General features: G+C 70.3%; 12 protein-coding genes. 1 reads left to right on the forward strand and 11 read right to left on the reverse strand.

Annotated features, from left to right (window positions below):
- The first annotated feature begins 272 nt into the window (after positions 1-272).
- Complete coding sequence (locus VF092_26220) at positions 273-569, forward strand: hypothetical protein (GenBank protein HEX6750810.1); 297 nt, start codon at positions 273-275, stop codon at positions 567-569.
- A gap of 98 nt (positions 570-667) precedes the next feature.
- Here the strand turns inward: VF092_26220 and VF092_26225 are convergent, their stop codons facing one another.
- From VF092_26225 to VF092_26275, 11 genes are all read right to left on the reverse strand, one after another.
- Entirely contained in the window at positions 668-1786 is a 1119-nt protein-coding gene (locus VF092_26225; protein ID HEX6750811.1) for a glycosyltransferase family 4 protein, read from the reverse strand.
- The gene (gene nusB, locus VF092_26230) at positions 1783-2220 is read right to left on the reverse strand and encodes a transcription antitermination factor NusB (GenBank protein HEX6750812.1); all 438 of its coding nucleotides are present in this window, start codon (positions 2218-2220) and stop codon (positions 1783-1785) included. Before nusB ends, VF092_26225 begins: the two co-directional genes overlap by 4 nt.
- Positions 2217-2699 carry a 6,7-dimethyl-8-ribityllumazine synthase gene (ribE, locus tag VF092_26235; protein HEX6750813.1) on the reverse strand — a complete coding sequence of 161 codons (483 nt, stop codon included), beginning with the start codon at positions 2697-2699 and terminating at the stop codon, positions 2217-2219. The genes nusB and ribE overlap by 4 nt, the downstream gene beginning before the upstream one ends.
- Before the next feature lie 119 nt (positions 2700-2818).
- Positions 2819-4060 carry a bifunctional 3,4-dihydroxy-2-butanone-4-phosphate synthase/GTP cyclohydrolase II gene (locus VF092_26240; protein ID HEX6750814.1) on the reverse strand — a complete coding sequence of 414 codons (1242 nt, stop codon included), beginning with the start codon at positions 4058-4060 and terminating at the stop codon, positions 2819-2821.
- 155 nt (positions 4061-4215) lie between these two features.
- Positions 4216-4887 (reverse strand): riboflavin synthase, encoded by a 672-nt coding sequence (locus VF092_26245; GenBank protein HEX6750815.1) that lies wholly within the window; start codon positions 4885-4887, stop codon positions 4216-4218.
- Between the two features lie 23 nt (positions 4888-4910).
- Positions 4911-5354: a hypothetical protein gene (locus VF092_26250; protein ID HEX6750816.1), complete on the reverse strand. Its 444-nt coding sequence runs from the start codon at positions 5352-5354 to the stop codon at positions 4911-4913.
- A gap of 20 nt (positions 5355-5374) precedes the next feature.
- Positions 5375-6475 (reverse strand): bifunctional diaminohydroxyphosphoribosylaminopyrimidine deaminase/5-amino-6-(5-phosphoribosylamino)uracil reductase RibD, encoded by a 1101-nt coding sequence (ribD, locus tag VF092_26255; GenBank protein HEX6750817.1) that lies wholly within the window; start codon positions 6473-6475, stop codon positions 5375-5377.
- A gap of 335 nt (positions 6476-6810) precedes the next feature.
- Positions 6811-7632: a hypothetical protein gene (locus VF092_26260; protein HEX6750818.1), complete on the reverse strand. Its 822-nt coding sequence runs from the start codon at positions 7630-7632 to the stop codon at positions 6811-6813.
- Between the two features lie 83 nt (positions 7633-7715).
- Positions 7716-8759, reverse strand: coding sequence for a phosphoribosylformylglycinamidine cyclo-ligase (gene purM / locus VF092_26265; GenBank protein ID HEX6750819.1), 1044 nt, complete (start codon positions 8757-8759; stop codon positions 7716-7718).
- On the reverse strand, positions 8752-9675 hold the full coding sequence (locus VF092_26270; GenBank protein HEX6750820.1) for a PfkB family carbohydrate kinase: 924 nt from the start codon (positions 9673-9675) through the stop codon (positions 8752-8754). Before VF092_26270 ends, purM begins: the two co-directional genes overlap by 8 nt.
- Before the next feature lie 32 nt (positions 9676-9707).
- Positions 9708-10265, reverse strand: a 558-nt coding sequence (locus VF092_26275; protein ID HEX6750821.1) for a DALR anticodon-binding domain-containing protein, incomplete at its 5' end; no start/stop codon positions are given.

The raw sequence follows: 10265 nt of genomic DNA on the forward strand, positions 1-10265 counted from the left end.
TCAGACGATCTCGATCTCGTGTGCTCAACTTTAGCATCTCCTCGCTCCGTGGCAGGTGTCGCCGCCAGTGTGGGCGAACCTGCCCCGAAGGAGGACATTTCTATTTCAACCAACCCGGACATTTCTACTTCAACGCTACAAGAAACGCTTCGTCCCCGGTTCACCAGACCCGCCGCCGGTTGTATCTTCCCATCCCCGCCCCTTCCATCCTGCGTCGGATTCGCGGCCCTGCCGAGGACGCCGGGTCCACGCCACACGCGAAGGGAGAGATCATGGCGCACGAGGTACTTCCGCGCTGGAAGGCGAGGCTCCAGCAGCACATCCAGGACACGACGGGCGAGGCGCGCGACCATCTTCTGGCGCACGACTTCCCGGCGGGCCGCAGCGTTCGGCTCGCGTTCCCGGACGGCTCGCACGCGCTCTTCCACTTCGCCTTCCACATCGTGGACGAAGCGTTGCGCGAGGTGGCCGTGTTCACCGAGCACTGCGGCTACCACTACTTCCCGGCCGACGAGCTGGAGGTGGAGGTCGTCGAAGCCGTCTGGAAGGACGATCTCGACGAGAGCTGATCCGGAAAACGACTTGATCTCACGCAGAGTCAGCAGGGTTAGCAGAGAACCACAGCTGTTCCTCTGCTAACCCTGCTGACTCTGCGTGAGACTTGCTGTTAACTCAACCGCCCTTCAGCGACCTCCGCGAGATGCGCCTCGGTGAGATCGGCGGCGCGCTCCCAGGTGAAGCCCTGCGCGAACTGGTGCGCGCCCGCGCCCAGCCGCGCGACCTCCGCCGGGTGCATCGCCAGCCGCTCCAGCGCGTTGGCCAGCGCGTCCACGTCGCCGTGCGGGTAGAGCAGCCCCGTGGTGTCGTGGACGACGGACTCGCGCAGTCCGGGCGAGTCACTGGCGACGGTGGGCGTGCCGCAGGCGGCGGCCTCGATGTTCGTGATCCCCCACCCCTCCTTGGGCGACGGCTGGACGGTGGCCCACGCGCGGCGCATCAGGTCGCGCTTCCCCTCCTCGCTCACGAACCCCGCGAACGTCACCCGGTCGCCGACGCCCAGCCGCTCGACGGCTGCGCGGAGGCGCGGCTCGTCATCCCCCTTCCCCGCGATCAGCAGGCGCACGAGGCGGTTGCGCGACTTGAGGCGGGCGACGGCCTCGATCGCGTGGTCGATGCGCTTGTACTTCCGCAGCCGGCCGACGGAGAGGAAGGTGGGCTCGTCGAAGCGGGAGATCGCGGGATCGGGGCGGAAGAACTCCACGTCCACGCCGTTGTGGATCACGCGGATGTCCTGACCGCGCAGGCCCCGGGCGACGAGGTCGTCGCGCGTGCTCTCGGAGACGGCTTCCGTGGGCAGGCCGCGGTAGACCAGGGGGATGGGGCGCTCGAGCAGCCAGGTGGCCGCGGCGAACGGCGCCGAGGCCTCGCGGAACGCGGTGGTGCCGAACAGGTGGTGGACGAGGAGCGCGAGCGGGCGGCGGACCCAGTACGGGGTGAAGAGCGGGACCTTGTTCAGGTCCTCGACCACCACGTCCCACTTTTCAGCGGAGAGGTGACGCCGATAGTAGGGCGCGGCGGCCAGCGTGAAGGTGTGCCGGCCGCCGACGCGGTGGATGCGCATCCCGTCCGCCTCGGCGGTGGGAGACGCGCCGGGGAAGCCGGAGCAGAGGAGGGTGACGTCGTGCCCGCGGCGGGCCAGGCGGCCGAAGATCTCGTGCAGGTGGACCTCGGCGCCGCCGGAGTGCGGGTTGGCCAGGTCCTGCCAGTTGACGACGAGCAGCTTCACCGCGCGGGCGCGGCCCCTTCCGGCGCCACCCGCCGCATCACCGCGTCGAGCACGCCGTTCACGAAGCGCGGGCTGTCGTGGGTGCCGTATTTCTCCGCCAGCTGCACCATCTCGCGGATGGTGATGCGCGGCGAGACGTCGTCGACGAACAGCATCTCCGCCACGCCCAGGCGCAGGACGTTGCGGTCAATGGCGGCCAGGCGCTCGATCCGCCAGTTGGCGAGGGAGTCCTTCAGCAGCCCGTCGATGCGGTCGACGTTGGTGGCCACGAGGCGGACGAGGACCTCGGCGTACGGCCGGTTGGCCGGCGACACGCGGAGGGTGGAGAAGAGCGTCTGCAGGATGCGCATGGCGTCTTCCGGCTGGCCCCCGCGGCTCTCCCAGGCATACAGCCCCTGGAGCGCCCACCCGCGGGCCTTGCTGCGGCTTCTCACCCGGCGTTCCCCCCGTTCTTCAGCGTGGCGAACAGGTCCGCCATCTCCAGCGCCGCCAGGGCCGAGTCCCACCCCTTGTTCCCGGCCTTGGTGCCGGCGCGCTCGATGGCCTGCTCGATGGTGTCGGTGGTCAGCACGCCGAAGATGACAGGCAGATCGTGGGCCGCGGCGACCGCTGCGGTGCCGCTGGCCGCGTGCCCTGCGACGTAGTCGAAGTGCGGGGTGGCGCCGCGGATCACGCATCCCAGCGCGATCAGCGCGTCGAAGCGCCCCGTCTTCGCCAGCGCGGCGAGGGTGGAGGGGATCTCCCACGCGCCGGGAACCCAGGCGGCCTCGATGTGGTCGTCGGCCACGCCGTGGCGCAGCAGGCAGTCGCGCGCGCCCGCCAGCAGCGGCCGCGTGATGAAGTCGTTGAAGCGGGCCACGACGATCCCGAACCGCCGCCCCTCTCCCCGGAAGTGCCCCGCGTGCTCGATCATGACAGAGAGTGCGAAGGTGCGAAAGTGCGAAAGTGCGAGAGTGATCGGCGCGAGCCGAACGTGCGGGGCGCGAGGAGTTGCTTTCGCACTCCCGCACTTTCGCACTCTCGCACTTCAGTTCATGCCGCCTGCTCGTCCAGCTGCTCCTCGTCCACCTCGAGGGGGAAGAGGTGGCCCATCTTCTCGCGCTTGGCGCGCAGGTAGCCGGTGTTGTGCGGGTTCGGCTTCACCCCCAGCGGCACCTGCTCCGTCACCGACAGCCCGTAGCCGTCGATCCCCACGATCTTCTTGGGGTTGTTGGTGAGGATGCGGATCTTCGACAGCCCCAGGTCCAGCAGGATCTGCGCGCCGATCCCGTAGTCGCGCAGGTCGGGGCGGAAGCCGAGCTTCTCGTTGGCCTCCACCGTGTCCATCCCCTGGTCCTGCAGGGTGTAGGCGCGCAGCTTGTTCACCAGCCCGATCCCCCGCCCCTCCTGGCGCAGGTACACGATCGCCCCGCTCCCCTCCGCCTCGATCTTGCGCATCGCCGCGTCCAGCTGCTCGCCGCAGTCGCAGCGCAGCGAGTGGAACACGTCGCCGGTCAAGCACTCGCTGTGCATCCGGACGAGCACGTCCTCCATCCCCTCGATCTCGCCCTTCACCATCGCCACGTGCTCGAACTGGTCCACGTCGTTGTGGTAGGCGATGATGCGCCACTCGCCGTAGGGCGTGGGGATGTTGGCCTCGGCCGCGCGGTGCACCAGCCGCTCGCGCTGCAGGCGGTAGGCGACGATCTGCGCGACGGTGATGAAGCGGATGCCGTAGCGCTTGGCGAACCCCTCCAGCTGCGGCCGCCGCGCCATTGTCCCGTCTTCGTTCATGATCTCGCAGATCACGCCGCCGGGCTTGAGGCCGGCCAGGCGGGAGAGGTCGACCGACGCCTCGGTCTGCCCTACGCGCCTCAGCACCCCGCCTGGCCGCGCGCGCAGCGGGAAGACGTGGCCGGGGCGCCGCAGGTCGCCGGGAACGCTCGCCTCGTCCATGCACACGCGGATGGTCGTCGCCCGGTCCGACGCGGAGATGCCGGTGGTCACGCCGAAGCGGTGCGCCGCGTCCACCGAGATGGTGAAGGCGGTGCCCAGCGCCTCGGTGTTGTGCTCCGTCATCAGGCGCAGGTCCAGCTCGTCGGCGCGCTCCGCGGTCAGCGCCAAGCAGATCAGGCCGCGCGCGTGCGTGGCCATGAAGTTGATGGCGTCGGGCGTCACGAGCTCCGCGGCCAGCACGAGGTCGCCCTCGTTCTCGCGGTTCTCGTCGTCCGCGACGATCACCATCTTCCCGTTGCGGATGTCCTCGATGGCGGCTTCGACGGTGTCGAACGGCATGGTCTCCCTCTCTATCGCCCTGTGGCGCATGCTCGGGCGGAGGCGCATTCGGCGCGGACCAGGCCGCTCCGGCGCGATTCTCCGGCGCTCCTCGGCTCGAATATCATCGTGAGCCGATGGGGTACGCCATACTTTTCTGCGCGAAGCCCGGCGGATCAGCCGCCGGGCGTGCCCTCATACCCCCATGCGCGCAGGACGTGCTCCGGCTGCGGCGCGCCGCCGGCCGCCTGCGCGGCGGGCATCCCCAGCAGGTGGCGCACGTACTTGCCGATGGTGTCGCCCTCCAGGTTCACCGCGTCGCCCACCTGGAGATCCACCAGGTTGGTGTGCTCCCAGGTGAAGGGGATGATGGACACCTGGCAGACCCCGGGCGCGGGAAGCGCGTTCACCGTGAGCGAGATCCCGTTCAGGGTGATGGAGCCGTGCAGCACGGTCACCGCCGCCACGTCGTCGGGCATGCGGAAGTCGATCAGCACCAGCTCGTCCTGCGGGGTGATGGCGACCACCTCGCCCAGCCCGTCCACGTGGCCCTGCACGATGTGTCCGCCGAGGCGCTGGCCCAGCGACAGCGCGCGCTCCAGGTTCACCCGCCGCCCCGGCGCGAAGGTGCCGAAGGTCGTGCGCCCGAGCGTGGTGCCCACCGCCTGCACGGTGAAGGCGTGGTCGAAGAGCGAGGTCACGGTCAGGCAGGCGCCGTCGACGGCCACGCTGTCGCCCAGCCCCAGCCCGTCGCGCACCGCGCGCGCGGCCAGGGTGAAGACCACGCCGTTCCCCTCCTCGCGCACCGCCTCGACGGTGCCCACCTCTTCCACGATCCCCGTGAACATATGCTCCAGGCGAACGATGCCAACTAACCAAACTGCTTTCTCGCAAGCGCGAGCTCAGCGGCGCGCAGCTTCTCTAACTGTCTGGGCCAATCCTCAATTTGAAGCAGAACGGCATCAATCTTCGATGATGCTTCTGGTAGCCATTTTCGGATTGCGTCCCACCATGGACCCTCTTCACCCGTCACTATCACGCTCTTGTCACCGCCGGGCAGGGTCACCCAGAAATGCAATGAATGGACTGTATCTTCAAAAGATATTTCCAATGCCCCAATTCGCACCCGGTTTTGGGGTTCCCAGAATTCCAAATGAGTCCAGTTGTGATCATCTCTGCCACTCCATCCAATTTCCCGCAGTTGCTCGTCAATACTTTTGCTAAAATCCTGCGTCCAGTTCGAACGGTTTCCCATCGCGCGCTTCACGTCTTTCAGAACGCGCGTCAATCTCCTGAGCTCTGCCACGGTCAGCATCGTTATCTCCCCGAGAGCCCCTACTCCCGTGCGAGCGTGACGAGCGTGTCGGCGCCGAACGCCTCCGTCGCCACCCGTCTCCACCGCGGCGCGTCGGCGATGGGCGGGCTCTCCAGCGCGTCGAAGGGGCGGAGCGCGTCCGGCCCCAGGAAGACCGGCGCGTAGAACAGGTACAGCCGGTCCACGAGCCCGGCGCGGAGGAGCGAACCGGCCACTCCGGCCCCGCCCTCCACGAACATGGACCGGACGCCCGCCTGCCGCAACGATTCGAGCGCTCGTTCGGCTCCCGGCGCGGAGATCAGCACCTTCACGCCCGCCGCTTCGAGCGCCCTGGCGGCTTCGGGAGATGCGCCTTCCTCCGCGACCACGAACACCGGCACCTCGCGCGCGGTGCGGACGAGATGCGAGTCCGTCGGCAGCCGCAGCGCGCGGTCGAACACCACGCGCGTCGGGGGGATTCGGGGGACGGCGTCGCCGCGCGCGGTGAGCTGCGGATCGTCGGCCAGCACCGTCCCGATCCCCACCGCCACCGCGTCGAATCCCGCGCGCAGGCGATGGGTCTCGGCGCGCGCCTCGGGCCCGGTGATCCACACCGAGCGCCGCTCGCGGTCCGCGATGGCCGCGTCGAGCGACAGTGCCAGCTTGAGCGCCACGAACGGCCGCCGCTCCCCCGCCGGCGAGTGCGTGTGGAAGAAGATGGCGTTCACGTCGCGCGCGGCCTGCTCCTCCACTCCGCCGGCAACGTCGATCCCCGCCGCGCGCAGCACTTCGGCGCCTCCCTGCGCACGGGGATTGGGATCGTGCGCCGCGAACACCACGCGCCGCACACCGGCGGCGGTGAGGGCGTCGGTGCACGGCGGCGTCTTCCCCCAGTGCGAGCAGGGCTCAAGCGTGACGTACGCGGTGGCGCCGTGGGCCGCATCGCCCGCCGCGCGGAGCGCCTCGACCTCGGCGTGCGGCTGGCCGTATTCGCGGTGCCACCCCTCGCCGACCACGCGTCCGTCGCGGACGACGACGCAGCCAACCATCGGGTTGGGCGCGGCGCGGCCCCACCCGCGCGGCGCCAGCTCCAGCGCGCGGCGCATCCACTGCACGTCGTCGGGATGCACGCCGTCCGTCATCCGCTCTCCGTCTCCATGAACGCGCAGGGGCGAAGGTCACCCCTCGCCCCGCCAACTCACTAAATCTCCACCTCACCCGACACAACCCCTGGCGATGTCATTCTGAGGGAGGCGCCGCGCCGATCTCGCGTCCACACCTCAGGTTGGCGCCGAGCGAAGGATCTGCTCGCCCCCCGCGTAAGCATCCGCCCGTCGAGCCGACATCGGCTTCGCCCGGGCAAGATCCTTCGGACGCGGCGGAATTCCACGCTCACGCGGCTTCGGCGCACCGCGTCCTCAGGATGACATCTCCACGGTGCCGCTTCGTGCCCGTCGACGGATTCGATCGCGCGCGGTTACAGCGACAGCCGCAGCGCCAGGGAGCCGAAGATCGTCCCCTTCCCCGGATCGTACGCCGCGGTGGGGGGAGCGGCTTCGATCGCGTCGCCGCCGCTCATCCAGCCGCCCTCCAGCGTCACCGCGCCGACCGTCAGCGGGAGGGAGACGTTGCCGAAGAGCGACCACCGCCCCTCCTCCGGCTTCGACGAGACGAAACCGCTCCCTTCGGCGTAGGAGAAGCGCGCGTCGCCGCCGGTGAAGCGGTCGTACCCCGCCCCGCCGACCAGGCCAATGCGCGCCACCCGCTTGGCCACCGTGGCGCGCAGGCTCACGTCGCGCACGTCGAACTCCAACTCGCGCGGCGCCGCGCGGTAGCGCACGCCGTCCACCCGCCGGTACATCGCCGAGACGTTCACCGCGGGAGTGCCGAAGGTCTCGCGCAGGATGCCCACGCGCACGCCGCCGCCATAGCCGAGGCTCGTCCCCTCCAACGGCCCCGCGCCGGTGAGCAGCCCCGCGCTCAGCAGCAGGTCGATCGCTCCGAGGCCGGCGACGCCGCCGGGGAGCCCCTGCGTCAGCGACACCGCCGCGTCCACGTTCACCGACGGCACCACGTCCGTCCGCTCGTACGCCGCCGGATCGGGCAAGGTGATGTCAGGGAGCGTCATCCACGCGGCCGTCAGCCGCACGTCCGCGGTCACGCGCGGAAGAAACCCGAGCCGCACGCCGCCCACGCTGGCCGTTCCCGGCAGCGGGTTCCCGCCCGCCACCGCGATCCCCACCTGCGGCACCGCGCTGTGCAGCGCCTGCGCCGTGGCGCCGCAATCGGACCCGCTCACCGCCGGGGCGACGCAGATCTGTGCCTCCGCGGTCCCCGACACCCCGATCGCGGCCGTCACGGCGAGTGAAAGAATCGCGCGCCTCACGCCAGCACCGTCTTTCCCTCGCCGGGGACGATCTCCCCCGCGACCCACGCCGTCTCGCCCGCGCCGCGCAGGTGCGCCACCACCGCGTCCGCGCGCTCGGCGGCGACCACGGCGATCATCCCCACGCCCATGTTGAAGGCGCGGAACATCTCCCGCTCCTCCACCACCCCGTGGCGCTGGAGGACGCGGAAGACGCGCGGCACCGTCCACGACGAGAGGTCGAAGCGCGCGTCCACGCCCTCCGGCAGGATGCGCGGCACGTTGTCGATCAGCCCGCCGCCGGTGATGTGCGCAAGTCCGTGGATCTCCCCCCGCTCGACCAGCGGCCAGAGCGGGCGGAGATACGAGCGGTGCACGCGCAGCAGCACGTCCGCGACGCTGGCGTCCTCCTCGGGGAAGGGATCGTCGACGGAGAGGCCCATCCGGTCGAACACCACCTTGCGCGCCAGCGAGTAGCCGTTGGTGTGCAGACCCGAAGACGCCAGCGCGACGATCGCGTCTCCCGCGCGGATCGCGGAGCCGTCGATCACCCGGTCCTCCTCCACCAGGCCGACGATCGTCCCCGCCAGGTCGTACTCGCCGGGGGCGTAGAAGTCCGGCATCTCCGCCGTCTCGCCGCCGAGCAGCGCGCAGCCGTTCAGCCGGCACCCGCGCGCGATCCCCCCGACCAGCTCCTCCACCACGCCGGGGCGCAGCCGGCCGAGCCCCACGTAGTCGAGGAAGAAGAGCGGCCGCGCGCCCTGGACCAGGATGTCGTTGACGCAGTGGTTGACCAGGTCCTCGCCCACCGTGCCGTGGCGGCCGGTGAGGAAGGCGAGCTTCAGCTTCGTCCCCACCCCGTCCGTGCTGGCGACGAGGACCGGCCGCTTCGCGTCAGCCGGGACGCGGTAGAGCCCGCCGAACGAGCCGAGCTCCGAGAGCGTGTCGGGCGTGGCCGTGGAGCGCACCAGCGCCGCCACGCCCTTCATCGCCCGCGCGGCCGCGTCGATGTCGACGCCGGCCGCCGCGTACGAGAGCCCGCCCGCCGCCGTCTCAGACACCGGCGTCCACCGGCAGCTCGAACACCGTCATCTCCCGGAACGCGCGCACCCGGTCCTCGATCTCCTCCGGCGCCAGCTCGCGGAAGCGCTCGACCGAGAACTTCTCCACCGCGAACGAGCCCAGCACCGAGCCGTAGATCACCGCGCGGCGCAGGTCGCCGTCGTCGTAGCGCCCGGCCTGCGCCAGGTGCCCCATGAACCCGCCCGCGAACGCATCCCCGGCGCCCGTCGGGTCGAACACCTCCTCCAGCGGGAAGCCGGGGGCGAAGAACACCGAGTGCGGGGTGAAGAGGATGGCGCCGTGCTCGCCCTTCTTGATGATCAGGTAGCGCGGGCCCCGCTCCAGGATCCACCGCGCCGCGCGCGACAGGTTGAAGTCGCCCGAGAGCTGGCGCGCCTCGGCGTCGTTCACCAGCAGGAGGTCGACGCGCTTGAGCAGCTCCAGCAGCCGGTCGCGCTTGATGTCGATCCACAGGTTCATGGTGTCGCACGCCACGAACTTGGGCGCGTGCACCTGGTCGAGCACGCCCAGCTGCAGGTCGGGGTCGATGTTCCCCAGGAACACCCACTCGGCGTCGCGGAACTCGGCGGGGATCTTGGGCTGGAAGTGCGCGAACACGCCCAGCCGCGTCTCCAGCGTCTCGCGCGAGTTCAGGTCGAACGAGTAGCGCCCGGCCCAGCGGAAGCTCTCGCCCTGGGCGCGCTCCAGCCCGGCCAGGTCCACGCCGCGCTCGCCCAGGAAGTCGAGCGCCTCGACGGGATAGTCGTCGCCCACCACGCCCACCAGCTGCACGGGGCCGAAGAGGCTGGCGGCGGCGGAGAAGAAGGTGGCCGAGCCGCCCAGCGCCTCCTCGGCGCGTCCGAACGGGGTCTCGACGGTGTCGAGGGCAACGCTGCCGACAACGAGAATGGACATGGTCCGGAGGTTCAGTGTGGGCTTGGGAGATTTCAGACCGCTTCGAGCGCGGCCTCGTCGCCGCTCTCGCGCTGCATCCGTTCGGGTGCGGTGATGCCCAGCACGGCCAGGCCGTTGCGCAGCACCACCTGCACGGCGCGCGCGAGCACCAGCCGCGCGCGCGAGACGTCGGGCGGCACCTCGTCGCCGATCACGCGCAGCGACGGCTCGCGGTTCCCCGCGTGGTACCACGAGTTCACCGCCGCCGCCACCTCTTCCGCGTACTCGCACACCGCGTGCGGGGTGTGCCGCTCGGCGGACGCGGAGATCACTTCCGGGAAGCGGAGGAGGAGCTTCACCAGCTCGGTCTCGCTCTCGTGCTCGAGGAGCGAGAGGTCGGCCGAGGCTGCGTCGAGCGTCTCGGGCTCCACCTCGGCGCGGCGGAAGATGCTGCTCATCCGCGCGTGCGCGTACTGGACCTTGTAGACCGGGTTCTTGTCGCTCTGGTCCAGCGCCAGGTCGATGTCGAAGGTGAGCTGGGCCTCGGCGCGGCGCATCAGGAAGAAGTAGCGCGCCACGTCCACCCCCACCTCGTCGTACAGCTCGCGCAG

It is taken from the genome of Longimicrobium sp. (assembly GCA_036377595.1).
Classification (GTDB): domain Bacteria; phylum Gemmatimonadota; class Gemmatimonadetes; order Longimicrobiales; family Longimicrobiaceae; genus Longimicrobium.

Bases quoted from the DNA above. Each gene is read 5' to 3' on its own strand.
- ribD (HEX6750817.1), bottom strand. From the start codon at position 6,475: ATGACGGACGGCGTGCATCCCGACGACGTGCAGTGGATGCGCCGCGCG.
- VF092_26270 (HEX6750820.1), bottom strand. From the start codon at position 9,675: ATGTCCATTCTCGTTGTCGGCAGCGTTGCCCTCGACACCGTCGAGACC.
- VF092_26250 (HEX6750816.1), bottom strand. From the start codon at position 5,354: ATGCTGACCGTGGCAGAGCTCAGGAGATTGACGCGCGTTCTGAAAGAC.
- VF092_26240 (HEX6750814.1), bottom strand. From the start codon at position 4,060: ATGCCGTTCGACACCGTCGAAGCCGCCATCGAGGACATCCGCAACGGG.
- ribE (HEX6750813.1), bottom strand. From the start codon at position 2,699: ATGATCGAGCACGCGGGGCACTTCCGGGGAGAGGGGCGGCGGTTCGGG.
- VF092_26220 (HEX6750810.1), top strand. From the start codon at position 273: ATGGCGCACGAGGTACTTCCGCGCTGGAAGGCGAGGCTCCAGCAGCAC.
- VF092_26245 (HEX6750815.1), bottom strand. From the start codon at position 4,887: ATGTTCACGGGGATCGTGGAAGAGGTGGGCACCGTCGAGGCGGTGCGC.